Origin of the sequence: Alginatibacterium sediminis, assembly GCF_003610775.1 — a bacterium.
Lineage (GTDB): Bacteria > Pseudomonadota > Gammaproteobacteria > Enterobacterales > Celerinatantimonadaceae > Alginatibacterium > Alginatibacterium sediminis.
Map to the genome: position 1 here is coordinate 78,185 of NZ_RAQO01000004.1, position 25,548 is coordinate 103,732.

The 25,548-nt window shown below is 43.3% G+C and carries 22 protein-coding genes and 1 tRNA gene; 10 read left to right on the forward strand and 13 right to left on the reverse strand.

Annotated features, from left to right (window positions below):
• Nucleotides 1-10: 10 nt before the first annotated feature.
• The 3 genes from DBZ36_RS03435 to DBZ36_RS03445 form a co-directional block, all read right to left on the reverse strand.
• Nucleotides 11-1,288 (reverse strand): GGDEF domain-containing protein, encoded by a 1,278-nt coding sequence (locus tag DBZ36_RS03435; RefSeq protein ID WP_120353537.1) that lies wholly within the window; start codon nt 1,286-1,288, stop codon nt 11-13.
• 276 nt (nt 1,289-1,564) lie between these two features.
• Entirely contained in the window at nt 1,565-2,260 is a 696-nt protein-coding gene (locus DBZ36_RS03440; protein WP_120353538.1) for a PilZ domain-containing protein, read from the reverse strand.
• 77 nt (nt 2,261-2,337) lie between these two features.
• A complete protein-coding gene (locus DBZ36_RS03445; protein WP_120353539.1) occupies nt 2,338-4,347 on the reverse strand; it encodes a methyl-accepting chemotaxis protein in 2,010 nt (669 codons plus the stop codon).
• Nucleotides 4,348-4,564: 217 nt separating this feature from the next.
• Here DBZ36_RS03445 and hinT point away from each other — a divergent pair, with 217 nt between their 5' ends.
• The 4 genes from hinT to DBZ36_RS03465 all read left to right on the forward strand — a co-directional run bounded on the left by hinT (nt 4,565) and on the right by DBZ36_RS03465 (nt 7,972).
• Nucleotides 4,565-4,927: a purine nucleoside phosphoramidase gene (gene hinT / locus DBZ36_RS03450; RefSeq protein ID WP_120353540.1), complete on the forward strand. Its 363-nt coding sequence runs from the start codon at nt 4,565-4,567 to the stop codon at nt 4,925-4,927.
• Nucleotides 4,924-5,943, forward strand: a complete 1,020-nt coding sequence (gene nagZ / locus DBZ36_RS03455) for a beta-N-acetylhexosaminidase (RefSeq protein WP_120353541.1) — start codon at nt 4,924-4,926, stop codon at nt 5,941-5,943. Before hinT ends, nagZ begins: the two co-directional genes overlap by 4 nt.
• Before the next feature lie 46 nt (nt 5,944-5,989).
• Nucleotides 5,990-6,538, forward strand: a complete 549-nt coding sequence (gene ycfP, locus DBZ36_RS03460; protein ID WP_120353542.1) for an alpha/beta hydrolase YcfP — start codon at nt 5,990-5,992, stop codon at nt 6,536-6,538.
• Between the two features lie 141 nt (nt 6,539-6,679).
• Nucleotides 6,680-7,972 (forward strand): NAD(P)/FAD-dependent oxidoreductase, encoded by a 1,293-nt coding sequence (locus DBZ36_RS03465; protein WP_120353543.1) that lies wholly within the window; start codon nt 6,680-6,682, stop codon nt 7,970-7,972.
• Nucleotides 7,973-8,030: 58 nt separating this feature from the next.
• On the opposite strand, the gene DBZ36_RS03470 is transcribed toward DBZ36_RS03465, so the two are convergent.
• The 7 genes from DBZ36_RS03470 to DBZ36_RS03500 all read right to left on the reverse strand — a co-directional run bounded on the left by DBZ36_RS03470 (nt 8,031) and on the right by DBZ36_RS03500 (nt 16,336).
• Nucleotides 8,031-8,435 carry a GtrA family protein gene (locus tag DBZ36_RS03470; RefSeq protein ID WP_120353544.1) on the reverse strand — a complete coding sequence of 135 codons (405 nt, stop codon included), beginning with the start codon at nt 8,433-8,435 and terminating at the stop codon, nt 8,031-8,033.
• Nucleotides 8,408-9,808: an ArnT family glycosyltransferase gene (locus tag DBZ36_RS03475; protein ID WP_233558086.1), complete on the reverse strand. Its 1,401-nt coding sequence runs from the start codon at nt 9,806-9,808 to the stop codon at nt 8,408-8,410. The genes DBZ36_RS03470 and DBZ36_RS03475 overlap by 28 nt, the downstream gene beginning before the upstream one ends.
• Nucleotides 9,809-9,812: 4 nt before the next feature.
• Nucleotides 9,813-10,853, reverse strand: a complete 1,041-nt coding sequence (locus DBZ36_RS03480) for a glycosyltransferase family 2 protein (RefSeq protein WP_120353545.1) — start codon at nt 10,851-10,853, stop codon at nt 9,813-9,815.
• 162 nt (nt 10,854-11,015) lie between these two features.
• Entirely contained in the window at nt 11,016-11,435 is a 420-nt protein-coding gene (locus DBZ36_RS03485; protein WP_120353546.1) for a DUF2919 family protein, read from the reverse strand.
• A gap of 6 nt (nt 11,436-11,441) precedes the next feature.
• Nucleotides 11,442-12,296 carry a CsiV family protein gene (locus tag DBZ36_RS03490; protein ID WP_120353547.1) on the reverse strand — a complete coding sequence of 285 codons (855 nt, stop codon included), beginning with the start codon at nt 12,294-12,296 and terminating at the stop codon, nt 11,442-11,444.
• Nucleotides 12,286-15,738 carry a transcription-repair coupling factor gene (gene mfd, locus DBZ36_RS03495; protein WP_120353548.1) on the reverse strand — a complete coding sequence of 1,151 codons (3,453 nt, stop codon included), beginning with the start codon at nt 15,736-15,738 and terminating at the stop codon, nt 12,286-12,288. Before mfd ends, DBZ36_RS03490 begins: the two co-directional genes overlap by 11 nt.
• Before the next feature lie 4 nt (nt 15,739-15,742).
• Nucleotides 15,743-16,336, reverse strand: a complete 594-nt coding sequence (locus DBZ36_RS03500; RefSeq protein WP_120353549.1) for a PilZ domain-containing protein — start codon at nt 16,334-16,336, stop codon at nt 15,743-15,745.
• A gap of 150 nt (nt 16,337-16,486) precedes the next feature.
• On the opposite strand from DBZ36_RS03500, the gene DBZ36_RS03505 reads away from it, so the two are divergent.
• The 4 genes from DBZ36_RS03505 (at nt 16,487) to DBZ36_RS03520 (ending at nt 20,648) form a co-directional block, all read left to right on the forward strand.
• Nucleotides 16,487-17,680 (forward strand): lipoprotein-releasing ABC transporter permease subunit, encoded by a 1,194-nt coding sequence (locus DBZ36_RS03505; protein WP_158589021.1) that lies wholly within the window; start codon nt 16,487-16,489, stop codon nt 17,678-17,680.
• A complete protein-coding gene (gene lolD, locus DBZ36_RS03510) occupies nt 17,673-18,386 on the forward strand; it encodes a lipoprotein-releasing ABC transporter ATP-binding protein LolD (protein WP_120353551.1) in 714 nt (237 codons plus the stop codon). The genes DBZ36_RS03505 and lolD overlap by 8 nt, the downstream gene beginning before the upstream one ends.
• Nucleotides 18,386-19,633, forward strand: a complete 1,248-nt coding sequence (gene lolE, locus DBZ36_RS03515) for a lipoprotein-releasing ABC transporter permease subunit LolE (RefSeq protein WP_120353552.1) — start codon at nt 18,386-18,388, stop codon at nt 19,631-19,633. Before lolD ends, lolE begins: the two co-directional genes overlap by 1 nt.
• Before the next feature lie 217 nt (nt 19,634-19,850).
• Complete coding sequence (locus DBZ36_RS03520; protein WP_120353553.1) at nt 19,851-20,648, forward strand: hypothetical protein; 798 nt, start codon at nt 19,851-19,853, stop codon at nt 20,646-20,648.
• 42 nt (nt 20,649-20,690) lie between these two features.
• Here the strand turns inward: DBZ36_RS03520 and DBZ36_RS03525 are convergent.
• From DBZ36_RS03525 to DBZ36_RS03535, 3 genes are all read right to left on the reverse strand, one after another.
• Nucleotides 20,691-20,767: transfer RNA gene (locus DBZ36_RS03525), tRNA-Pro, on the reverse strand.
• Nucleotides 20,768-20,874: 107 nt separating this feature from the next.
• The gene (locus DBZ36_RS03530; RefSeq protein ID WP_120353554.1) at nt 20,875-22,704 is read right to left on the reverse strand and encodes a DUF3413 domain-containing protein; all 1,830 of its coding nucleotides are present in this window, start codon (nt 22,702-22,704) and stop codon (nt 20,875-20,877) included.
• 5 nt (nt 22,705-22,709) lie between these two features.
• Complete coding sequence (locus DBZ36_RS03535; protein ID WP_120354453.1) at nt 22,710-22,934, reverse strand: YejL family protein; 225 nt, start codon at nt 22,932-22,934, stop codon at nt 22,710-22,712.
• A 71-nt stretch (nt 22,935-23,005) separates the two neighbouring features.
• Here DBZ36_RS03535 and yejK point away from each other — a divergent pair, with 71 nt between their 5' ends.
• Together yejK and malE are read left to right on the forward strand one after the other, a co-directional pair.
• The gene (gene yejK, locus DBZ36_RS03540) at nt 23,006-24,019 is read left to right on the forward strand and encodes a nucleoid-associated protein YejK (RefSeq protein ID WP_158589022.1); all 1,014 of its coding nucleotides are present in this window, start codon (nt 23,006-23,008) and stop codon (nt 24,017-24,019) included.
• A gap of 285 nt (nt 24,020-24,304) precedes the next feature.
• The gene (gene malE, locus DBZ36_RS03545) at nt 24,305-25,486 is read left to right on the forward strand and encodes a maltose/maltodextrin ABC transporter substrate-binding protein MalE (protein ID WP_120353556.1); all 1,182 of its coding nucleotides are present in this window, start codon (nt 24,305-24,307) and stop codon (nt 25,484-25,486) included.
• The last annotated feature ends 62 nt before the right edge of the window (nt 25,487-25,548 follow it).

The following is a 25,548-nucleotide window of genomic DNA, read 5'->3' on the forward strand; positions in this document are numbered from 1 at the left end:
TACTGAAAGCCTACATAACTTCTGATTTGCCTAATGGTAATTTGGCGATACCAAGCGTATTTTTGCCCTGATTTTTGGAACGATAAAGAGCCTGATCCGCATAGCTTAGCATTTGCAGCGCCAGATCTTTTATTTCTATGTGTTCCGGCCCGGCGCATACCATACCAAATGAGCAAGTTGCGTTAAATTTGTGATGACTTATGCCAATTTTAGTTTCAGCTATTCTGTGGCGGATACGTTCAACTAGATTAATTGCGTGACTATCTTGCTGCAAATCGGTCAACAACAGAACAAATTCATCCCCCCCTAACCGGGCAAAGCAATCAAAGGATCGAATAGTTTCTTTAGTAATGCTAGCAATTGACTTTAATAACTCGTCTCCGTTAGCGTGACCATAACGATCATTAACCGTTTTAAAGTTATCAACGTCAAAGATGCACAAGTAAAGTCTCGTAGAACCACTGTGATCTAAAACGCTAAGTGCTTCTGCCAAACGGATCTCGAAATAACTGCGCGAAAAGGCTTGAGTTAGATGGTCATACATAAGTTGGTTACTTAATTGACGTCTATCTTCGTAAAGGTTGTCAATGTGTAGCACCAAGATCCAGGCTATACAGCAAGTCACTAAAAATGAACCTATCCAAGTTAGTGGAGGTAAATTAAGTACTTGTATGCCAGTTAGGGTGTCGCTTACCCCCGTGATCATCCAGACTATGGTTGCAACTAAAAGTAGTTGCACGGTGCGCATTGACTGATGTTCTCGATTTCCATGTTGACGAATGTATACCCGGATAAGAATTACAATGCAGTACGCGGCTAAAATTAAGACCCAAGCCCCCCAAAGCTGAAACAGTGGACCAAAGGCAAGCCCAGTATAGTATTCTGATGTTGGATAGAATGCTTTGTCTAAAAAGTAAGGATTTGGGACGATGGCCAACAACGAAAAAAACGTACAAATGGCATAGCACCATTTAAGAAAAACCGGTGCTTTGTAGTTAAAGAAAGACACATAAAAATGTAGTCCTAGTACTATGGTGAACATAGCCGTAATAATAGAAACACGATTTGATATATTGAGCGCGTCTAAGTTATCAGCTGAGTTAATGAGTACTGCAAAAGCCCCTAGAAAAACACCACTAACCAAGGCCGATAGCGAGAACAGAAAGTAAAATTCTACGGCTTCTTCATAGCGTGATCTAAGGCGGTAATATAAAAGCATGAAGAAAAAGCCAAGGATCAAACTGATGCTAGACGTAATAATAAGCGGTAATGACAATATCTGAACCATACACTTTCCCTAAAAAGACCGCAAAAGACCAAGCGCAGCTGCTGGGCAGCCTTTTAGTGCAAAGGTAATGCTTTCGTTTCTAATTCCTTGGAGCCATAAACTGTGTTGATGAAAGCTGATATCAATCAAGCAACTGAGTTTACGATTACTAGCAGTAAAACATAAGTAAAGGCTAAATTAGTTTGTTCAACTGCGCGAGCCTAATACTAATCTTAAGACGCTAAGCAATATTGTTATTGATCAATATTTAAGCTTTATGGGGGTGGAAATCAACAGTTATTTTTGACTATCAATTTGAATATGGTGGTTGATGACATGTTGGCTAACTTGTATCCGCTGTTTTTCGTTCATTTCAAATGATAAGCCAAACTGAGAGTGGGCATTTGCAGCTTTTAGTTCACTATTGATACTACAAACCTTAGTTTCCACTTTTTGAAGCGGGTCACTGTCACTTAAGCGGTATTGCAAAATGACCGGCGCATTGACTAACTTTTTAGCAGGTTCAGGTCCTTCAAATCCGCAACCCTTAACTGAGATATCAATGATTTGGCCTTCGCTGAGAATATTACCAGTGTCAGGCTCTAATAGCTGGGCATCTAAACTAACTTTAAAACGAGCATGTTGACGTAAGGTGGTTGTTTGCACCTGGCTTGGGTATTGCAGCACTATCCAGCGGCCAATTACAGTCATGGTTTGCTTAATACTGGTGCGAAATGCCAATATTGGGGCTTCTGGCTCGTGGGAATTTAGCATTCTAACAATGACATTGCGGCCTTCGTGGACAAGCTCTCGCGCATTGGCCCAAGAGTTGTCATGACCAATTCCAAGAATGATACAAACCCCAGGGTCTATACCGATCAAACGTGAACGCAAGCGTACACTTCTGGTCGGTTCTATTAGCTGTAAACTAACTGCAGTATCACAGGGGGTCGAGTTAAGTTGTACCAATTCATTTGAAGCCAATTTGTCCACGTTTTAATTCTGCCTATTGTCGCAATCCAATCAATTGTAGTTTAAATCCGTTTATGTTTATCTTTGCGTCAATAGACCTAAGTTTTGCTTAGCTGAAACTGGCCAACGAGTTCATCTTGTTTTCCTGCTAAATTAGAAAGCTCTGTCGTGAGTGCGCTGACTTCATCAAGCTCTTGATAGTTAGCTTGAGAAACATCAGAAATTTGAATTATATTGCGCGAGATTTCACTAACTGTGCTTTGTTGCTGCTCAGCGGCTGCTGCAATTTGGGTGCTCATGTCTGAAATAAGGGTAACGATACCTTGGATTTCTTCCATCGCACCATTGGCATCAGAAGCTTGGTGCAAACTGGTATCCATTTCGGTTGAGCAATCTGCAATTTCCACAACAGCCTTCTTTGCGCCATTTTGTAGATTTTCGATCATAGTTTGGATTTCTGAAGTCGAGGTGGTCGTTTTTTGCGCAAGCACTCGAACTTCGTCAGCCACTACTGCAAAGCCGCGACCTTGCTCTCCTGCTCTAGCTGCTTCAATAGCGGCATTGAGTGCTAACAAGTTAGTTTGGTCAGCAATTCCACGGATCACATCTAAAATCGATCCAATATTTTGGCTCATTTCGCCAACCGAGTCAATAACTTCGCTGGAGCTTTGAAGTTTTTCCGCTAAACGGTGCGTGGTTGAAATATTATCGCTCATGATCGTGCGCCCAGTTTGGGAAGCGTTTTCTACGTCTCGTACCTGTTCCAAACTATGCGCCGCATTTTGTGCAACTTCGCGTACACTTTGTTCCATTTGTGTCACAGCGGTTGCTACCGACGAAGTATCTTCGCGTTGACGCCCTAAAGAGTCTTTAGAGTGATTAACTGTTGTAGCTGCACTGTCGATAGAGTTGTGCAGCGCTTTAGAACTATCGGTAACCTTAGCCAAGACTTGATCCATCTGCTCTAGCATTTGGTTGATGGCACTACCCAATTGGCCAAATTCATTATCGTTAACATATTCAACTCGTTTGCGCATATCACCTTGAGCTGCGGCTTTGATCACAGACAACAGTTGGTGCAGCGGTTTACGAATTGTTTTGGCTATACCAATTCCCACCAATAAACAAAGCGGTAGGGCGATAGCAAGTAACAATAAGAGACGGTTTTGGCTCATCTCCAATGCAGCTTGGGTTTGCTCGGTGCTTTGGTTAATTAAATCAACGGCGGCAAGGTTTAAATTGACAAAGTTTTCACTGATTTGTGCAACTAAAGCTTCGTTTTTGTCTTCATCTAAAGCGATGCTTTCATTACGCTGTTGGTTTTTTAAGTGGCGCTGGAGTACGCCTGAGGCTTCAAAGGCATCATCAGAAAAACGTTTTAATTCAACCTTATTGCTAGTTACAAAGTTAGGTAACTCGTCATTCAAGTCGCTTAGTGCTGATTCAAACCGTTTTAGTTGTTTTAGATTACGTGCAACCACTTCTTGGATCTGAGCTGAATCACTTAGATTTAAGCCATCAAGTAAATTAATTTCGGCAACAGCCATGGTGTTTGTGAAGCTATCAGCGGCAAAACGAATATACTCGTCGTCGGCTTCATAAACTGAATCACTTAAGTTTTTCTTAATTTGCGGCAAGACCACATTCAATCGCGTTAAATCTTGACGCTGTTTTTGAATATCAGTTTGGAGTAGTTTCTTTTGGTTGATCAGCGTGTCAACAGCATCTAGATAGTTTTGGTTTAAATTTTCAATGCGCGCAACAGTTGCTGAAAAGTCCTTGATGTCGGCTTTGGTATTACCGAGTTCACTGGTTTTAGCTTGATAATCTTGGAAAAGTGAATCGAAGTTAGCCTTTACACCATCAATGTCAGCCCCAGCGTTCATAGCTTGTCTAAAACTTAGGTCGGCACGCGATAAGGCCTGGCTTGTTTGGCCAATCTCTAAGAGCAAAGGAGCTCCCTGATCCGATACCGTATGTAGCTGACGGCTAAACTCACTATTGCTTATAAATGACTGAATCACGGAAAAAACCAAAAACAGGCTTAGCAAAAGGAAACTTGCCCCAACCCTACGAATAATGGATATATTTCGCAGCGTATTTCTCATATTACTCAAACTGACAACTCCTTAAGTCGGTAATGCTCGAACTGAGTTCAACTGTCACAACTCAATTTGTTCGTTATTTTAGCAGCTTATCAAAGCATATCGACCTAACAGAACACAAAATTAGGTTTTCTTTGAAAAATCGCGTGCTTTAGCAATATTCGGTTTAGTCTCAGACGGGTTTTCGATAAGCTAATCCTAGATGATAAAGGAGCTAGACATGGCTGAAGAAACAATATTTAGTAAAATAATTCGAAAAGAAATTCCTGCAGATATTGTCTACCAAGACGATTTAGTTACCGCTTTTCGCGACATTTCACCGCAAGCCCCTCACCATTTATTAGTGATACCCAATATTCTCATTGCGACGATGAATGATGTCAGCGAAGACGATGAGCGATATTTGGGCCGTATGATGCGCGTAGCAGCAGATTTAGCTAAACAAGAAGGTATTGCAGAAGACGGTTATCGATTGATTGTTAATTGCAACGCCCACGGCGGACAAGAGGTATACCATATTCACCTGCACCTGGTCGGTGGTAAGCCACTAGGTCCTATGCTTAGCAAGGTGAACGATTCATGAGTTATTTGATGATGGACCCGGTGTCCTGTGAATTAAGCCATCAAGAAAAGGAAATGCTCGCCCACCCAAGTATTGGTGGCGTCATTTTGTTTAGCAGAAATTATGAAGACCGGGAACAATTAATTGCCCTCACCAAGTCAATTCGCCAAGCTTGCCCGCGTCCAATTTTGATTTCGGTAGATCATGAAGGGGGAAGGGTACAACGATTCCGTCATCAGTTTACGCCAATCCCAGCTATGGGGCATCTTGAAAAGGCTGCTCAAGGGTTTAACATGAGTAGTGCAGAATTAGCGATGCGCGCTGCTTGGGTTATGGCCAGTGAACTTAGGGCGTGTGGGGTTGATATCAGCTTTGCACCAGTTTTAGATTTAGATGAGGAAAGCGAATTTATAAAAGAGCGGGCATTTTCGTCATCCCCAGACGAAGTTATTCGTCTCGCTCGCGCTTTTTGTCGCGGTCAACGATATGCAGGTATGGCTACTACCGGAAAACACTTTCCTGGTCATGGTAATGTTAGTGGGGACTCACACGTTGATATCCCACGCGACAATCGAGAGCCGTCAACCATACTTGATCATGATCTACGGCCTTTTAAAACGCTTATTGAAGAACAATGGCTGGATGCGATTATGCCAGGACACGTCATTTACTCTCAATTTGATGAGCAGCCAGCTGGATTTTCAGAGTATTGGTTGCAACAACAATTGCGTCAAAAATTGGGTTTCAAAGGTGTGATTTTTAGTGATGATTTGTCAATGCATGGTGCGAGCTTTGCCGGTGGATATTTGGAGCGGGCATTACATGCGCGTGCAGCTGGTTGCGATCTCCTATTGGCCTGTAACGATCAAGATGCTACGGTGACTTTACTCGACGGGCTGCCGCAGCAGCAAAGTAACGCAGCCCAAAGGATGTTGAGTAAGACAGCAGCGCTGAGTTGGCCCGAACTTCTCGCTAACCCTAACTATCAGCAATGGCAACACGAGCTACGCGAAATTGAACAAGCGTTCGCCGTTTGATTTAATGTATGCTTGCTATAATGAAGCAAGGTAACTGGAGTTACATATGATTTTTTATTTGCACGGCTTTGATTCCACCAGTCCCGGTAATCATGAAAAGGTATTGCAGCTTCAATTCTCAGATCCCGATGTCCGTTCGGTGGCCTATAGTACTATTCATCCTCGGCATGATATGAGCCAAATCTTGAAACAGGTTCATCAGCAACTGAGCCTAAGCCCTAACGAACCAGCACTTATCACAGGTGTTGGCCTTGGCGGTTATTGGAGTGAACGCATTGGATTTTTGTGCGGTATACCGTCGTTAGTATTCAACCCTAACTTGCACCCTGAACTTAATATGCAAGGCCGTATAGAGCGGCCAGAAGAGTATTCGGATATTGCAGGTAAGTGTATTTCAAACTTTCGTCACCAATACAAAGGACGTTGTCACGTTGTACTATCGCGCAATGACGATGTACTCGATAATACGGCGACAGAAATTGAGTTAAGCCCATTTTATTCGATTATTTGGGATGAACAGCAGTCGCATAAATTCAAAGATATTTCCGCCCACCTCGCGTTAGCAAAAGAGCTAAGAAGCGTGCCAAGTATTTAGTTCTATGAAAACTGGGAATGAGTAGAGAGCCCCATTTCTGCTCATTTTTTTCGCGCTAAAACTAAATCCCTTGCAAGAAAAGTGTGATCTAAGTCAAATTAGACCTATAATAGTTTCTATTTTAATAGATCACGAGGGACTATGAAAATCGTTGTTGTTGGAGGTGGTGCTGGTGGACTTGAGCTAGCGACTAAACTTGGACGTAAACTCGGTAATAAAGGCAAAGCCCAAATCACCTTGGTTGATCGTAATCGAACCCATTTGTGGAAACCCTTGCTGCATGAAGTCGCTACGGGCTCTTTAGACGCTGGCATTGACGCTCTTAGCTATCGCTCGCACGCAGCTAATCATGGTTTCGCTTTTCAAATTGGCGAAGTTTGCGGTATTGATCGCAACTTAAAGCGTGTACTACTTGCACCTATGTTAGAAGAAGGTAAGCAAGTGCTTGCGGAACGCCATTTGGATTACGACATTCTAGTGATGGCTATTGGAAGTATCAGCAATGATTTTGGCACGCAAGGGGTAGCCGATAATTGTATTTTCCTTGATAATCCAGCACGTGCCGAAGTGTTCCATCAACGTATGTTGAATCGCTTTTTACAATTTTCTGAAACCGCAGATATCGAAGCCGGTGATCAAGTAAAAATTGCTATCGTTGGTGCCGGAGCTACTGGCGTGGAGCTATCTGCTGAGCTATATAACGCCGCAGATTATCTACAAAGCTATGGTGTTCCAAAAGTTAGTGCTAAAGCACTCAAAGTCACCTTGGTTGAAGCTGGCCCTCGCATATTGCCAGCCTTGGCTGAGCGTATTAGTTCTGCGGCCCATCAAGAGTTGATAAAAATGGGCGTGGATGTCCGAACCCAAACCTTGATTACTCAAGCTACAGAAGTAGGTTTGCAAACTAAAGACGATCAATTTATTGATGCCGATATTATGGTGTGGGCAGCGGGTATAAAATGCCCAGACTTCATGGCCAATATTGGTGGACTTGAAACTAACCGTATTAACCAAATTGTGGTTAATTCTGCTCTCCAAAGTAAAGAAGATGACAACATTTTTGCAATTGGAGATTGTGCTAGTTTTGAGATCAGCGATGGTAAATTTGTGCCACCTAGGGCGCAATCGGCTCACCAAATGGCTTCAACTGTATTCAAGAACATTGTTTTGAAAATGCGTCAGCAGCCCTTAGAGGCATTTGTTTATAAGGACCATGGTTCTTTAGTGTCTTTAAGTCGTTATTCAACGGTTGGTTCACTAATGGGCAACTTAATGCGAGGTTCGATGACGGTAGAAGGGCGTATTGCGCGAATTGTGTACATTTCTTTATATCGCCTGCACCAAATCGCATTGCATGGCTATATGAAAACTGGCTTGATGATGTTAGTGGGACGAATAAACCAAGTATTAAGGCCAAAGCTTAAATTACACTAGTATTTGGGTACAATAAGCAAGGCAGAAAGTGCCTTGCTTATTGAGTTCGAAAGTTTCGTCAATGATTTACCGAGCGGTAAACCCACAAATTACTTGCCAACCAATTTCCGACCATTCCAACCCCTACACCCATTGCAAAACAAAATGCCAAACCTAGCTGAGTATTAGGAATATAAGCACTTAACAAGCTGAAGCTTCCCAAATTCAATAATCCAGAAACGCTACTTGTGATCGCGAAATGCCCAAGTTGACGCAGTGCTGGTTTGTGATTTCGGTCTTTGAATGTGAAATGTCTATTCGCAAACCAACTAAGAAGGAGGGCGATCACAAACGCTATCGCACGCGCCGGTATAACCGGCACCTGGCTTAGGTTAACTAAGATATAAAAAATCGAATAATCAACAACAAATACGCAGCCGCCGACCAAGGCAAACTTTAAGAATTTGTTTGAGATGCTTGGCATAAGTACATCGCTCTGCGCTTAGTAAATGATACTTGCTCGCAGTTCTGCGTAAACATGGTATCAAGCTTACGATCTTTAGGGAGGACAAGGTAATAGGCCGTCGATTGTTCAACATCATTTGGCGACTTGACAGTTTTAACGGTGCCATTGCTGTAGTAGCGGCTTGAAAACGAATCCGTGTACAAATAATACGTTGGTAGTTCTTGGTCTCTGTCAGACAATAAGCGTTTATCGGCACGGTAATCGGCTTTAGAGGGTACGATAAATAGCAGACTAATAAGTAAAAGAGCCGGTATGATCATCGCAACACTAAGCAGTACTTTTTGATCTGCTTCTTTTCGTGTTTTAGCTAGCAATAAAGCTAATGCAGGGGCCGCAGGAAGTACATATGCTGGCTGAATGTTGCCAGCAAAAGTGAACAGTATCATTGGCGATAACATCCAACATAATAAAAAGCGGGTTTGGCTATCAAATTGCCATCCGAGCTCTTTGTAACTGCGGTAGATTATTTGAGGGATAAAAAGAGTCCAAGGTAGAGCTGCACCTATGAAGTCCAGCCAAATCTTACCTCGAGGATTATCATGGGCACTACCATAAAGGTCACCAGCCCATCCACTCTCGACAAAGCGCAGCCAATGTTCTCCTACAAAAAAATACTCTAAGAATCCCGGAGTGGCTCTTTCAGCCAAAATAAACCAAGGAGCCGATGTTAACAAAAGAAGCGTGAACCCCTTGACTAAGGGGATACGTCGCGCAAGCTCTCGCCAGCACTTTATGAAGCCATATTCCCAGAACAGCCAAAGCCCTGCGCCTAGTGCAAAGATAACGATTGTTACAGGCCCCTTTGCTAACATACCGATGCTTAGCCCTATGAAGCCGAGGTAAGCCCATTTGTTTGGTCCATCCCAAGCGAGGTAGAATCCAGCAAAGGCCATGGTTAAACCCAGTGCTAAGGCCATGTCTGTCATGACTGCGCCAGCAGAAACACTAAATACAGCAACACTCGCTAACACGATGGCGCTGTTGAGAGTATTAATTTGAATTCGTTTAGCAAACATTGCCGTCAGGCCAATGCTAGCAAGGCCTGCAAGCCAATGGGGTAAGCGCATAAAGAATTCGTTGTTTCCAAAAATGGCGATTGAGCTTGCACTCATCCATGTATGAAGTGGCGGTTTCCCCCAAAACGGCACATTGTAATCAAACATTGGCGTAAGCCAATTTCCAGTTTCGACCATGATGCGCGCCATTTCACCGTAACGAGCTTCTGTGGTATCCATAAGAGGATAGAATGCCAAGGTAAATAAACGCACTAAGATAACGCTTAGGAAAACAGACATACTAAGAGCAAAAGGAGACATTTTGGTTAATTTCATAGTGCTAATTATCGCTATTACTTGTTGTTGATGACGTGGGTACTGGAGACACTGGCTGACGCTCAGTTATACTCACTAATGGTTGTTCGTGGTGATGTTCAGCTACTTGATAGATCGGCCGTTGTTTTACTTCAATGAATACTCGCGCCAAGTACTCTCCAATTACACCGAGAGCGATCAACTGAATTGCACTGCTAAATAGCAAGGTAATCATTAGCGTAGGATAACCAGCAACGGACTCTCCATAAACTAGGGTTTTAACCACAACCCATGTCGCATAAATAATGGCAAACATAGCGGTCGAAAGTCCTAGCCAAGTAGCGAGACGCAAGGGCTTAGTTGAAAAGGAGGTAATGCCATCGACGGCGAGTGCTACGAGTTGTGATATGTTCCACTTGCTGTCCCCAAGTTCACGCTGGGGGCGATCAAACTCTAGGGTCGTTTGCTTAAAACCAGGCCAGGCTAATATGCCTTTCATAAAACGATTTCGTTCCGGTAGCCGGTTTATGCTGTCGACGACGCGGGCACTGAGCAACCTAAAATCGCCGACGTTCTCTGGAATACTGTCTTCAGACAAATGGTTGATGAATCGGTAGAAAGCTTTGGCACTTAACTTTTTAAACCAAGTTTCACCATGTCTTTGTTTGCGGCGCATATTTACTACATCAAAGCCTTTGTGCCATTGCTCTAACATTGCAGGAATGAGTTCAGGTGGATCTTGTAAATCCGCATCTAGAATAATAATTGCTTGGCCTCGGCAATGTCTTAATCCTGCCGTCATGGCAGCTTCTTTGCCGAAATTTCGACTAAAGGCGATTATTTGTTGTTCAAGATGTGGGCTTTTTAAGGCCTTAAGCTGCTCTAAACTGTTGTCGGTACTACCGTCATCGACAAAAACGATCTCCACTGCTTCGTCAATACTCGCAGCAGTTTTTTCTAGACTCTGCCAGAGATCAGGGATCCCATGTTGCTCGTTGAATATCGGTATCAGTAAACTAATGCCATTAAAATGGTCTGGCTTCGTTTGATTGTGGCTCTCGGGCATTGGGAAAATCCGTTACTAGTTTAACGCTATTATAACAGCGATATGAGACAAAAGTTTCAGCTTGGCGATGGTACAAGAAATATAGGCTGTCGAGCCAGTAAAATCGAAGGTTTCAAGTCATTAGTTCCGAATAAGGAAGCGATGATTGGTAACGAGCTAAAACTAGGTTTTAAGTTCTTTCCTGCTATTGAATAGTAGGACTAAAAGCATAAGGGCTAACCAAAGTAGTAAGGCATTTCCCCACGAGAAGGTCCAAGTATTGTCATTAAAGGCTAAACACATCAGTGTGATATCACTAATTAATAGTAGCCCAATGAGCTGGAATTGTAGTTTTAGCTTTAAATGGAAATGTTTTGGTAGTAACAAACGCCACAAGGGCAAAACACCAAGAGCTAAACTGACGTAGAATAGCTCTCGTTGTGGGTAAACAAGTTGCATTAGTACTTCCGCGTGCTCGCGAGATGCTGCGGCAATCGCAAATACGATCCAGGCTTTAGCTAAAAAAACACAGCTCAACCAAATTGTTATTGGAGAGCTGGGTTCCAAAGGAAGCGCTATTGCTTGATTAGGCTGGCTTTTCAAGGTTAATTATTTTCTGATCTGTATTACAAGTCCCATCAAAGGGTGGTCAAAGTAGTGAACTTCATCGGATTTAACCCGCCGTTTCTGATCGAACTTGTAACTCTCTAAAACGCTTACAGTTTGAGTGGGAGTTTCGATAATATCGGTAAACTCGCCAACAACAACGTTACTTTCATCACTGTCGATACTGGTGTTTGTCGCTTCGCTAAGCACTGGCTCAAGTTCAATTTGTTTAGTGACTTCCTGCTTGAGTAACATTTGTGCTTCGATATACAGGTAGTGCTGTAAGTAAACTCGAATGCTACCGTCGATTTCCCAATTTTGATTAGTACTAGCTAAAGCATCATTGATAACCTGAGATAACTCTATGCCATCGTTGTTGTCGCGATCGGCAAAATTTTCACCCGCTTGAAACCCGTTGTGTTGTGCGCGGTGTTTGGGTAGCACCGTCTCGCGCCAAGCAATGTGGAGCATAGGCGTAAACCCGGCATGAGTGCGTAAGGAGTTATACTGGCGCTTTAGTCTTAGTGAGCTGCTAGATAGAACTCTGCGGTTTGTGGGTCCATATGCTGGCCAGTCTTTACCATTTATCACCGTAGGCAATCGGGTGAATTGCAACGATTGTAAACAACTTGCATCACTACAACCATATAGAGGCGCAAGTAACTGTGACTCAACTTGAACATCTAAGTACTGCGGCTGTGGCCACTTCTCGGCAGTTGAGCGCAGGCCATCTGTGCGTTTAAAGACGATCATTTCAACAGTAAAAGGACGCGCAAACGCCGATAAACTACTGCTTAGCAGCACGAATAAACTGATGATGGTGAATAAACCTAATGGCTTACGTTGTTTAGTTTGCATGGGCTTTAAGCTGCTCCAATAAGTCTTCGATTCGGGTTAGTCTTTCATCGGCATTGGTTGTGGGCACGTTAAACTTGAGTTTGTTGGCACCATCCAAGCGAAAAATTGCTGGTTGCGATTGTAGCAGGCTAATTAAATATCCTGCATCAACTTTTGTGTGCATTCCAAATTCTATACTGCCACCTTTTGCGTGCGCATCAATGCGCTCAATGCCTAGTTCGTTAGCTGTAATTTTTATCGCTTGGCAACGGATCAAGTTTTTGCCTGGGTCAGGAACAAGACCAAAACGGTCAATGAGCTCTACGTTTAGTTCACGTAGCTCAGAGCTGTCACGACAGTTTGCCATACGTTTATACAGATTGAGACGCGTGGTTACGTCGATAACATAGTCGTCAGGTAATAGTGCTGCAATGCGTAATTCAAGCTCGCATTGGTCGCTTTTGGTAACATCAGTTTCTATTTCTTTACCCGCTTTCATTGCGTCAACCGCGCGCTCTAGCATGTCCATATAGAGGGTAAAACCGATAGCCTCAATTTGACCACTTTGATCATCACCGAGTAGCTCGCCTGCGCCTCGAATTTCTAAGTCATGGGTTGCTAAGGTAAAGCCAGCTCCTAGATCTTCTAGTTGTGCTATTGCATCGAGGCGTTTAACCGCGTCTTTGGTCATGCCTTTGGGCGGTGGGGTTAAAAGATAAGCATAAGCCTGGTGATGCGAACGACCAACTCGGCCCCGTAATTGGTGTAATTGCGCCAAACCAAAGTTGTCGGCCCGATTTATGATAATCGTATTGGCACTAGGTATATCAATACCGGTTTCAATAATTGTGGTACAAACGAGTACGTTAAATCGTTGGTGATGAAAGTCGCCCATAATACGTTCAAGTTCGCGTTCGCGCATTTGACCATGAGCAACTGCAATGCGAGCACTTGGAACCATCGTTTGTAGTTCTTCTGCAACTTTCTCAATGTTTTCAACTTTGTTGTTCAAGAAATAAACTTGCCCACCGCGCATAATCTCTCGAGAGATAGCTTCTTTGATCAGTGGTTTGTCATACTCGCGGACAAATGTTTTAACGGCTAGTCGTTTTGCTGGTGGTGTGGCGATAATGGAAAGGTCGCGCATACCACTCATGGCCATATTTAAGGTTCGGGGAATTGGTGTGGCGGTTAAGGTTAGAATATCTACATCTGCCCGTAACGCTTTGATTTGTTCTTTTTGTCGTACCCCAAAACGATGCTCTTCATCAACAACCAGCAGACCTAAGTCTTTATATTTTATGTCTTTGCTTAACAACTTGTGGGTGCCGATGACGATATCCACTTGGCCTGCGGCAATTTCTGCGATGATTTCAGTTTGCTGTTTAGCGGTTTTGAATCGAGATAAAACTTCGACTCTAACTGGCCAGTTCGCAAAGCGGTCACAAAAGTTATCGAAATGCTGCTGTGCTAAGAGAGTTGTTGGAACAAGTACAGCAACCTGCTTTGAGGCTAAAACCGAGACAAAAGCAGCCCTAAGGGCTACTTCGGTTTTGCCAAATCCGACATCGCCGCACACCAGACGGTCCATTGCGTTAGCACTGCGCATATCAAGTAATGTCGCATCTATCGCTTGCAATTGGTCGTCAGTTTCCTCAAACGGAAATTCACTACAAAACTGCTGATATGAAAGCTCATCGAATTCGAATTTGTGACCGGGTTTGGCTGCTCGACTAGCATAAATATTGAGTAGCTCAGCTGCGACATCTCGAATTTTCTCTGCTGCTTTGCGTTTGGTTTTATCCCATTTATCGCTTCCAAGTTTATTCAGTGGAGCGTTGTCTTCACCGCTGCCTGAGTAGCGACTGATCAGTTGTAAAGACGACACCGGGACGTAGAGTTTCGCTTGATTGGCATATTCCAAAACCAAAAATTCAGTTTTTATGCCGCTATTTTCTATGGTAGTAAGGCCTTGATAGCGTCCCACACCGTGTTCGATGTGAACCACGGGTTGCCCAATTGAGAGTTCAGCTAGGTTTCTAACTAGGGCATCTGGGTTGATAACTTTGGAACTTGCACGTCTTGCGCGCTTAATTACCCGGTCGCCAAGTAGATCAGACTCACAAATAAACGCATAGCGCTCATCAAAACAAGCGCCTTTCAAAAACGGTGCTTGTAACACTAATGTTTTTTGTTTGCTTTTTGCAAGGCCAGCGACTTGGTCTAAGGCTTTAAGATTGAGTTTAAGTGGTTTGAGAAGCTGGCTTAAAGCTTCGCGTCGGCCGGCACTTTGTACCACGAATACCACTTGCCCTTGCCAGGACTCTAAAAACTGTCGCAGAGCCTGTAGAGGCTCTTGAAGTCGATGGTTCACGCTTAAATCGGGTAGAGCCTGTGCAACTACGTGGTGATCGCTCGCTTTAGCTTCAAGTTCATGCAAGGCTATTCTTGGCAAGTTTTTCAGCTCACCAAAGCATTCATCAACGCTTTGGTAGAGTTGTTCAGGTGCCAAAATAGGTCGTTGCACATCAAAGCGACGGTTCTCATAACGTTGACGAAGTTCAGTCCAAAACTCTTGCGCGGCTTGATGTAAGTTACCACTCTCAATTAGCAGAGTGTTTGGATTTAATTGGGCATTAAAGCTAGAAACTTCTGAGTGAAACAACGGCAGGTAATACTCAATGCCAGCCGGCATCAGCCCTTTGCTTACTTGTTGATATATAGAATCGGCGGCGTGGCTAACTTCAAATTGAGAGCGCCAATTGGCTCTAAAACAATCAATACCACTGGCGTTAGTTGGAAACTCGTGAGCAGGCAGTAACTCTATGTGCTCAATATGATCGCCACTTCGCTGGGTATCGGGATCGAAAAGCCGTATTGATTCGAGTTCGTCATCAAAGAAGTCGAGCCGGTAAGGCTGCTGGCTACCCATGGGATATAGATCGAGCAAGCTACCCCGGACTGCAAATTCACCATGTTCCATCACTTGGGTTACGTGTTTATATCCCGCTTCGCTCAATTGATTTCTAAAAGCTTCCAAGTCGAGGTTTTGCCCACTCTTTAACATCAAACTATATTGACGCAAATAACTCATTGGCGCGCAGCGTTGCAGCCATGTATTGATGGGGGCAATGATTACACTTCGATCGTTACTTGCGAGTTGATGCAGGCTTAGCAATCGTTGAGAAATAATGTCTTGGTGTGGTGAAAAAGTATCGTAGGGAAGCGTTTCCCAATCGGGTAGTAAGTGAATATCGCGTTGCGGTGACAAAATATGCAAGGCTTGGTGGAGCTCTATTGCCTCTCGGGTATCTGGGCTTAAGATCACGATGGGACGTTGGATCTGCTCAATATAACGGTGCAGAACCAAGGCTTTACTACAACCTGGTAAGTTAGCTAAACCAAGACTCTTGGCTTTTGATTTAGGTAGAGGGAGCTTTGAGAAAACGGAAATCTGAGTCATTTTATTACTTGTTTTGGTTTTGACGTTGTTGGCTGCGAAGCTTCAACTGCTGTGATTGAACATGCAAACTTGCTCGAACGAGCGTCTCTTGATCTTCTTCACGCAGCCACTGGTAGCTGCAATTGATTTCGAATGAGGGTACTTCGTTATCTGTGTTGGTATCTTCTCTCATTTTGCTTGAGTCCACCTTGAGATAACAAAAAATAGCGGCAGATTCCTCTGGCAAAAATAGCTTGGTTCGAATCAGCTGTCCAATGCTAAGGTTTTGCTTCCAAGCAAAACTGAGCTGAGAGCCTCCGATCTGAATACTTTGCGCTCTGAGGTCGCTTTCGTCTTGTTGCTGAAGAACATAAGATAAAACTTGTTCAATTTTCTGATTTTGACGCATTAAGTATTGCGAGAGCTGCTCTCCAACTTCACCAAGAAGGCGCAAGTTGTTAAACATGTTTTGGTCTTTTAAACCTATTTGGGCGCTGAGTTGGAAGGCCTCAGGCATTTCTGACAAAAACTGCGCGTAATCCGTGGGGCAGTGCTGCGGCTCTACCACCTCGACATTCATATTGAGTTGGTGGTCTACACTGAAGTACTCTTGCTGCATCCGCTTTCCTTAAACTTGCCCGCTGTTTTTCAAGGTTTTAAGTCCGAAATGGGAATATAGCATAGTCAAACAGTGTGCGCTGATGATGTTTGGCAATGTTGTCCCATCAAGGTATTATGGCGGCTGATTTTTCAAAGGCTTGCATGGAAATTGAAACAACTGTCCTTATTACTGCATATTGCGCTACGATTTTCTAGCGGGGCGCGTCAGCAACGCTTTGCATCCTTTGTAAGCTGGTTTTCAACCCTTGGTGTTACCTTAGGCGTAGCGTCCTTGATCGCTGTCATTTCTGTTATGAATGGTTTTTCGCAGCAGCTGCAATCGCGCATCCTAAATGTTGTTCCGCATTTTAGTTTAGCATCAGCGCAAGATACCCCGGCGTTACTAAAAGACGTACCCAACTCACCTTTGATACTCAGCGATGTAATTATACAAAGCCAGCAGCAGCTATTGGCTGCTAGCCTTCAGGGGATCGACCCAAAATTACAAATGGATAGTAAGCAACTTAATGCCCATTTACAGACCACGAATATTGAACAGCTTAAGGCAGGTAAGTATCAACTTATTCTCGGTTCAGGTTTAGCCCGTCAACTCGATGTCAATTTGGGTGATACCCTACGAGTTATTGCGACAGATAGGGTTGTCTACAGTGCATTAGGGGAGTTGCCGGCGCAGCGAAACTTCCAAGTGGTCGATATTTTTGAATTTGGCTCCGAAGTCGACCAAATGTTTGCGATTACCCATATTGACGATTTATCGCGCATGATGCGTAGCTCACGCGAATCGATGCAGGTGACGAGATATTTTTTAGAACGTCCTCTACAGCTTGAATCACTCATTCAACAAGCAAGCCATATGGGGTTGGAATTTGACGATTGGCGACGTTACTTTGGAGAGTTTTTTGCTGCTGTGAAAATGGAAAGAGCTATGATGAGTCTGTTGTTTGGACTTATTATCGCTGTTGCGGCGTTTAATATATTTTCAGCTTTAGTGATGATTGTTGGCGAAAAACTCAGTGATATAGCCATTTTGCAAACGCTTGGTTTATCGCAATCCAAAATCGTAACTTTGTTTGTGATTCAAGGGGCTTGGAGTGGTTGTTTGGGCGCTCTAGCTGGTGGGGTTCTCGGTATAGGCTTAGCGCATTCGATCAATTCCCTTTTGTCTGTTTTAGGTCTTAACCTTAGTCAAAACTTTGCTCAAACGGGTCTACCTGTCTTAGTTGAACCCATGCAAGTGCTTACTATCATTATCTCTGCGATGTTACTCAGTATAGTCGCGACCATTTACCCGGCTTATAAAGCCAGTCAAGTATTACCCGCAGAGGCTTTACGCTATGAATAATTGTTCCCTCCTTGAAGGCGTCAATCTACAAAAGGTTTATCAAGATGGCGATAACCAAACTCAAGTTCTGAAAGGCGTGAGTTTGGAGCTATTTCCTGCACAAGCCATGGCAATAGTTGGCAGCTCGGGTTCAGGTAAAAGTACCTTACTACATGTTCTTGGTGGTTTAGACAGTTTAGACGGTGGCGAAGTGCGCTTTGATGGGGAACGTATTGACAGTTTAAATGCAAGTAAACTTGCGGCAATTCGAAATCAGAAAATGGGATTTGTTTATCAGTTCCATCATCTATTGGCAGAGTTTAGTGCTCAGGAAAATGTAGCTATGCCACTTTGGATAAGCGGAATGAACCGCAGTAAAGCCTTAAAGCAAGCTGCTGAACTACTGGAGCGGGTAGGGTTGGGACATCGTTTAAACCATCGACCATCGCAAATGAGTGGTGGAGAGCGTCAACGCAGCGCAATTGCGAGAGCCTTAGTTAATAATCCCTTATTAGTTTTGGCGGATGAGCCGACAGGGAATTTGGACGAAGACAGTACTGAAACAATTTATCAGTTGCTTCAAGAGTTAAATAGTGAATTAAATACCTCCTTTGTGATTGTGACTCATGACTTGAGTTTAGCTAGCAAGTTCGACCTAGTTAAACGGATGACACACGGTGTTTTAGAAGATTTCACTAGGTCTGAAATCATGCCGGCGGCTCTCTAATGGCGAGTAACTTTTCTCTTAGCTTACTTATCGGACTTCGTTACCACCGGGTTAAACATAACAATGGTTTTGTAAGCTTTATTTCAGCTTCGTCTACGATTGGCATTGCTCTCGGCGTCGCGGTGTTGATTATAGGCTTATCGGTTATGAACGGCTTTGAGCGCGAACTACTCAATCGCTACTTAAGCTTGGCGCCCCATGGCGAGATAGAATCGCCAAATCCCCCATTACTCGGTAGCGAACAACTACAACGCGAACTTGAACAACGACCTGGCATCGAAGCAACGGCACCTTTTATAAATCTCAGTGCTTTGGCTCAACATGGCAAAAAGATGCAGGCAATTGCGGTACGTGGAGTTGATCCTCTGCAGGAGCAGCAAGTCAGCAGTATTCGTGATTATGTGTCCGAAATTGATTGGCAAGCATTTACCGAGCAAAAAGGCTTGCTACTTGGTGGTGGTATTAGTGACAAGCTAGGCATAGAAACCGGCGATTGGATAACTTTATTACTTCCAAATGTCGGAGGTGAAGCAAAAAGTAGTTTTTCTGCAGCAAAACGTCATCGGATTCAAGTGAGCGGTATTTTTCGAGTGCAAGGAATGCTGGATCAGAGCTTGGCGTATATCCCCATAACAACCGCCCGCGAGTTACTTAATTGGCCATCTGGTGAGCATGGGATAAGAATCCAAGTTGCCGATCCTTTGAATGCAGAAGACATTATTTGGGATGCTGCTCGATACGTCAGCCAACGTGTTTACGTGCGCTCATGGATGCGATCGCAAGGTTATTTGTATCAAGATATTCAGTTGGTCAAAACCTTAATGTACGCAATCATGATGTTAATAGTTGCAGTTGCGAGTTTTAACATTATTTCGACCCTTATTCTTGCGGTATCTGATAAACGTCCTGATATAGCAATTCTAATGACGATGGGGGCTCAAAATAAGCTATTGCTGCAAACCTTCATTGTGTACGGCGCTTACAATGGTGTTGTAGGTTCTTTGATTGGTTTAGTTTTTGGAGTGTTAGGTAGTCTCTTCCTACCTCAAATCGCTAATTTAACCGCGGACATATTGGGTCATACCTTGTTATCTTCCGAAGTATATTTCATAAATTTTTTACCCTCAGAGCTGATGTGGAGTGACGTTGCAGTAGTGCTTTGTGTAGCGCTAAGCATGAGTATCCTCGCAACCATATGGCCAGCCTTAAGAGCTACCAAAATCCACGCAGCTCAGGCGCTAGCCTAAGCGGGAACTGCGTGTTGATAAACCCGATGTTTTAAGGTCTTAAGCAGGTTTATGACTATTTAAGGTTAAAAAGTTACGATTAAAACCGTATTATTTTTAAGGTTTTGATTCCTAAGAAAAAAGTTTACATATTCAAATGCACGTTTACAATTAATTAACAGTTGTGGAAATGCTTATATGTTCTGATGATGTAAGCAATACTTGCTTAGGGAAAAACATGAAAATAGTAAAAATCGGTACACTCATATTGGCTATGATGACAAGCTTTGCTGGGCACGCAGGCCTTATTTTACGCGATGGTGGATTGATCTATGACCAAGAGCAAAACCTTACTTGGTTGATGGATGCCAACTTGGCAAAGACCTCCGCATGGGCTGGTGATAATTTAGGAGCTGGAGCTCGTCCTAATGGTAATGGCCAATTGAACTGGGACGCAGCAAACCGCTGGGCACAGCATTTGAATATTTCTGGTTTTAATGAATGGCGGCTTCCGTCCCTTAGTGTTACCGATACTAACAATTCTGGCTTTCAAGATTGTGATTTCGCGTTAAATGGTGGGACTGATTGTGGTACCAATGTGTTGGTTGAAAACTCAGAGTTAGCCTTCTTGTTTTACCAGCAGTTAAGTAATGATTCTATCTGTGACCCACTATCCAGTGGTGTTTATAGTTGTGTAGCTCCTGCGCAGCGTGACGGCTTTAATAGCAACTTTATTGATGCGCTGACAGGTGAAGAGAGTGGCTTTGATAATTTCTTAGCTAGCGGATATTGGTTGAATCAAGAGTACGCTTTGGATACAAGCCGTGCTTGGGCGTTTACCACAAACTCGGGTGCACAAAGTCTATTAAATAAAGAACAGTATCGATTTGCTATTGCTGTACATGAGGGGGACATTGCGAGTGTTAATACCACGCGTTTCGCAAACACCATGCGAGTACCTGAAACCCACACTTCAATGTTGTTTGGGTTAGCACTTGCAGGATTGATGCTGAGAGGTCAACGGCAACGTCGTTAGTACGAATTGACAAAGGCCTGCTAAAAGCAGGCCTTTTTAATGTGGTCGGGATAGCAGGATTTGAACCTGCGACCACACGCCCCCCAGGCGTGTGCGCTACCAGACTGCGCTATATCCCGAAACAGAACCTTAAGCTCTGGCGATGAATTTACGTAGGTCTATGTCAGCTGTCAATAGTATTACTTAGCAAAAACGTTTAAGTGGCGATTTACTCATCATTTTAAGCTTAATTGGCCTTCGTTTTGGGTAAAAATCGCTGCATTTCGTTGAGTACATTAACCAAGATTGGCATCCTCGGTCGAAGTTGCGTTGCTTGATAATCTGCATCCATCACTAAATAATCCCCTTGGGCATTAAATATAGTAATTCGCTCCTCTTGCACAACAGCGTTTTGTTGGGTATCACTAACCAACACCCATGAGTGACGCAAGTTTCCAAACAGGTTGATTCCAGAGCTGTAATTGCGAGCACTAGAACGAACACCGAAATAGTTTTCCATTAGCGTTGGTACTACGTCAAAATGACTGCTTAAAACTTGGTAGCTATGTGGTTCACGGTGGCGATCGAAAACAAATAGTGGGACTTGGGTCTGAAAACGACTAAAACTAGTGCCAGAGCCCCAAACATTGTCCCCTAAATCGTTAAACTCTATCCCATAGTCTGATGTAAAGACGACTAACCACTCTTTTTCGCTAGCTTCAATGGCTTGATAGACATCCGCAAGTTGTTGGTCCAATTGATGAACGGCCGACTTATAGAGCCCTAGCAGTTCGTCTGGTTGAGGTATTTCATCATTGAGACTTAGTGAGTCAAAGTTAGATGCGCCATTTAGGTAGATAAGATCAAAACGAGTTTGTTTTTGATCAGCACTTTGGTGCTCTTTACTTTGTTGCAGCCATTCATTTATAACCCGTTTATCACCGACAATCCCACCTTCAGATTGGGTTGGGCTGGGTTTTTGTAGGCGAGTAAAAGCGTTTATCAAACTGTCACTGTCTTCGCCAAGACTAGTAAATAAATTGAGCTGGTAGCCTAGTTGTTGAGCGCGTTCCAACATTAATGAGGGGCGCTTTTCTTGGTTAAGATACGGCCAGTAAACGCCAGGCATTCCATATAATAAGCTGAAATTACCAATTTGGGGGGTGTTACCCCCGCTGAAGTGGCGCTCAAAACGCTGACTGCGTTGAGAAAGCTGCCAGGTGTTTGGCATGCTAACAGGGTTAAACTCATCAGCACGTAAGCCTTCAGCGACAATAAATAGAACGTTGGTTTGGCGTTGTGGCTTATCGAACTCGAGCGTTGATAAGGGATAGCGAAGTTTGGTATTACTTTCGAGCTGTTCTTGACTCTGATTTTTGAGTTGTTGCTCATAAGCGTAGGCGTCAAAGATCCCTTGCTCAAGTAAGAAGCTGCGAGCGGTCAAAGGATAATACAGCGGATAATTATTCTTTTGGCTGGTAATGGGTTTATATTCCATCGCATCAGCCCAGGCAAACACCAAGTGGGTGAACATAAAACAACTGACTAGAACGATAGTCGCGGGAAATCCGATGCGTTTTTTCTCTAAACGACGCCGATTTGTCCAGCACCAGCGAGCTAAAAATACTTGCAGGGCAAATACAAAAGGCACCAGCATCATTAAGATCCCAAGCTGATTGTTATCGCCCTCTTTACTTTGATTAATGATGACATCAAGCAAGCTAAGGTTTAGGTGTAAATTGTATTGAGAATATACTTGTGCGTCGATGACAAAAAAACTGATGCCAATGGTCCCAATTATCGCACCGATGAAGCGAATAGTGCGATTGCTTGGAATAATAAAGCTTAATGGGAACAAGCTCACTAGATAAATGGCGAACGGGATAAACGCAAACTGACCTAACCAAGAAATGACTAAAAAGCTTTCGCCAGCAAAAGTTGCTGGTGCATCAGCTAACAGTAAATAACGCAAAGAAACTAATAGGGCGAGTATAATATTGGCGAAACAAAACCAGTGGCCCCAACCGATAAGCTGAGAGACTTTTTCTTTATAGGGTAGTTCGGTTTCGATCACCATAAGATTTAATGCTCTTCAGTGTCAATTGAAGCATGTAAGGCTTTAGCGAATCCAGTCGCAATGCTAGTGCGTTGAGCGGGGCTTACTTTAGTATTAAGTAAGTGGGTACACGCATTTCCCAAAACCATTAACCGCAAATCGGTCGGTGTTTGATTGTTTTCAAAGACTTGAAGTATTTCAGCAAGCAGCGTTTCGACATCTTGATTTGAGTATTTGCTAACTATAGCCATATCACTCTGCATTATTTGTTAGAAAGATGCTTATAATAACCCACCTAGTTTTCAAAACCTACAGCAATCCCATGAGTTTAAATCTTAAGCATCTGATTTTGCACTCCTTACGCTGCGATGCGTCTGGTGCGCTAACCCTAATTGAACGTGACAGTGAAATAGAAGCAAGTGCAAATGCACATAGTTTCAGTGAATCACTTCATTTAGCCTATAGTTCAAAGTCGAGTAAGGCCTTCGCCTATTTTGATCCAGAAATACCTAGTTTATTTAAAGACTCTTTGCAACGTTACCGAAACGCTGAACAAGACTTTTTACCTTTTTCTAGTGAATTAGCGAAACAATTATTACAGCAATTACACAAGCATGATACTGCAGAAGAGGGCGTGCTTTTAATCGCTGAATACGAGCATTTAGCCTGTGATTTTTTACTGGTTATGGTGTTAGAACAGAAGCATTCAACCTCGGTTAATGATCAACTCGAAATCATGCCTAGTCATTATTTGGAAACCAATAGTATTCAATTGGCTGCGCGGATTGATCTCACAAGTATGGAGAGAAACCCAGATAGTAACCGCTATGTGTCTTTCATTCGCGGTAGGGCAGGTCGCAAAGTCAATGACTTCTTTGTTGATTTTTTGTGCTGCAGTGATGGCCTTGATGTAAAGCAGCAAAATACGGTCTTGATGGCTGCGGTAAACGACTATATCAAAGTGGCAGAATTAGAACCTGAGCAAGTTCAGGAAAGCCGCCAATTAGTTAAAGGTTATTGCGAGGAGCAACTCAAAGCTGGCAATGACATTCAACTCAATGAACTGGTTGAGCAGTTTCCTGCACCAGCAGAAGAAGATTTAGATTTTTACCAATTTGCCAGTGACAACTATCCATTAGAAGAAGCTTTTCCCGCACAACGCTCTGAGTTAAAGAAACTAACCAAGTACTTTGGTCAAGGAAAAGGGGTCAGTATTAGTTTCGACCAAAGCTTACTTAATGAGCGAATTATTTACGATGAGGTGAATGACCGATTGACCATCCAAGGTTTGCCACCAAACTTGCGCGAACAACTGAAAGGAAACAAACAAAGTTAGTTGCTCTGAAAACCTTACCAAAGGTATTTTGATGATTAAATTACATCATGCAAGCGCTTTCAAGCCATTTTGTTGTTAAATATGTAATTTTATTACATGCAAATAGTGCGCTATGTATCGCTGGAGCCTTGCATAACAAGGCTTTAAATCAAATGTAATAATGTTTCAAAAATGGGAGCTGCATCATGTGCGTTTTGTTTTTGATCCGCTAGTATGTGCTTCAGCAAGTGAGGTCACTCTTGCGGCTTACAATTTCGTTGAGCAAAAAAACTTAAGGAAAGGCGAATGAAAAAATCTATTCTAGCTTCTGCAGTAGCAGTCGCAACACTGGGTATGGCAGCAAATGTTTTTGCAGCGACCCCTGAAGGCGAACTCACCATTTGGATTGGTGGTGATAAAGGTTACAACGGACTAGCAGAAGTTGGTAAAAAATTCGAAGCAGATACTGGCGTCGTCGTTAACGTTGCGTTTAATGACGATGTACCAGGACGTTTCCAACAAGCAGCTGCTACTGGTGGTGGTCCAGATATCGTAATTTGGGCTCATGACCGTTTTGGTGATTGGGTAGACTCAGGTCTTATCCAAGCTATTGAACCAAGTGCAGAGAAAATGGCAGAAGTTGAAGACTTCGCATGGCAAGCTACCACTGTTGATGGTGCTATTTATGGTTATCCAGTAGCGGTTGAAGCTGTAGGTTTAATCTACAACAAAGCTTTAGTACCAAACCCACCAACGACCTGGGAAGAAATTCCAGCACTTGATGCCAAGCTTCAAGAGCAAGGTAAGCACGCAATTTTGTGGGACTACAACAACACTTATTTCACTTGGCCGCTGTTCGCAGCAAATGGTGGTTACATCTTTGATTATAAAGATGGCGCATTCGATACCACAAATACTGGCGTAAACAATGAAGGTTCTAAGATTGCTGCTACACTGATTCATAGCTTAATCAAAGGCGGCAATATGCCAGCCGGTGCTGATTATGGTGTTATGGACGCAGCCTTTAGTAAAGGTGATGTGGCGATGGTTATCAATGGCCCTTGGTCTTGGGGTAACTATGAGTCAAACGGCATTGATTTCGGCGTAACTTACATCCCTACGGTTCAAGGCAATGCGTCTAAGCCTATGGTTGGTGTTCTTTCTGCTGCAGTTAGCTCTGCTTCTTCAAACAAAGATTTGGCAACTGAGTTCCTTGAGAACTACTTAGTTACTGTTGACGGTCTTAAAATGGTTGATGCAGACAAGCCTTTGGGTGCAGTAGCACATAAAGAATTTATGCAAGTGCTATCAGCTGATACTAACATTGCAGCTACCTTCGCTAACGCACAGGCTGGTGAGCCAATGCCAAATGTTGCAGCCATGGGTAAATTCTGGTCAGCAATGGAAACAGCGCTTAAGAATATCACTGGTGATCGTCAAACTGTCGACGAAGCTCTTGATACCGCAGCTAAGCGTATCGTGAAGTAATATCGGTCATTACTTCGATACGAAGAGGGGAAACCCTCTTCGTTTGTTTTAAAAAATAACAA

Excerpts from the sequence above, each read along its gene's own strand:
- DBZ36_RS03435 (WP_120353537.1), bottom strand. The coding sequence starts at position 1,288 with ATGGTTCAGATATTGTCATTACCGCTTATTATTACGTCTAGCATCAGT.
- DBZ36_RS03445 (WP_120353539.1), bottom strand. The coding sequence starts at position 4,347 with ATGAGAAATACGCTGCGAAATATATCCATTATTCGTAGGGTTGGGGCA.
- hinT (WP_120353540.1), top strand. The coding sequence starts at position 4,565 with ATGGCTGAAGAAACAATATTTAGTAAAATAATTCGAAAAGAAATTCCT.
- nagZ (WP_120353541.1), top strand. The coding sequence starts at position 4,924 with ATGAGTTATTTGATGATGGACCCGGTGTCCTGTGAATTAAGCCATCAA.
- ycfP (WP_120353542.1), top strand. The coding sequence starts at position 5,990 with ATGATTTTTTATTTGCACGGCTTTGATTCCACCAGTCCCGGTAATCAT.
- DBZ36_RS03465 (WP_120353543.1), top strand. The coding sequence starts at position 6,680 with ATGAAAATCGTTGTTGTTGGAGGTGGTGCTGGTGGACTTGAGCTAGCG.
- DBZ36_RS03470 (WP_120353544.1), bottom strand. The coding sequence starts at position 8,435 with ATGCCAAGCATCTCAAACAAATTCTTAAAGTTTGCCTTGGTCGGCGGC.
- DBZ36_RS03475 (WP_233558086.1), bottom strand. The coding sequence starts at position 9,808 with ATGAAATTAACCAAAATGTCTCCTTTTGCTCTTAGTATGTCTGTTTTC.
- DBZ36_RS03480 (WP_120353545.1), bottom strand. The coding sequence starts at position 10,853 with ATGCCCGAGAGCCACAATCAAACGAAGCCAGACCATTTTAATGGCATT.
- DBZ36_RS03490 (WP_120353547.1), bottom strand. The coding sequence starts at position 12,296 with ATGCAAACTAAACAACGTAAGCCATTAGGTTTATTCACCATCATCAGT.
- mfd (WP_120353548.1), bottom strand. The coding sequence starts at position 15,738 with ATGACTCAGATTTCCGTTTTCTCAAAGCTCCCTCTACCTAAATCAAAA.
- DBZ36_RS03500 (WP_120353549.1), bottom strand. The coding sequence starts at position 16,336 with ATGCAGCAAGAGTACTTCAGTGTAGACCACCAACTCAATATGAATGTC.
- lolD (WP_120353551.1), top strand. The coding sequence starts at position 17,673 with ATGAATAATTGTTCCCTCCTTGAAGGCGTCAATCTACAAAAGGTTTAT.
- lolE (WP_120353552.1), top strand. The coding sequence starts at position 18,386 with ATGGCGAGTAACTTTTCTCTTAGCTTACTTATCGGACTTCGTTACCAC.
- DBZ36_RS03520 (WP_120353553.1), top strand. The coding sequence starts at position 19,851 with ATGAAAATAGTAAAAATCGGTACACTCATATTGGCTATGATGACAAGC.
- DBZ36_RS03530 (WP_120353554.1), bottom strand. The coding sequence starts at position 22,704 with ATGGTGATCGAAACCGAACTACCCTATAAAGAAAAAGTCTCTCAGCTT.
- DBZ36_RS03535 (WP_120354453.1), bottom strand. The coding sequence starts at position 22,934 with ATGGCTATAGTTAGCAAATACTCAAATCAAGATGTCGAAACGCTGCTT.
- yejK (WP_158589022.1), top strand. The coding sequence starts at position 23,006 with ATGAGTTTAAATCTTAAGCATCTGATTTTGCACTCCTTACGCTGCGAT.
- malE (WP_120353556.1), top strand. The coding sequence starts at position 24,305 with ATGAAAAAATCTATTCTAGCTTCTGCAGTAGCAGTCGCAACACTGGGT.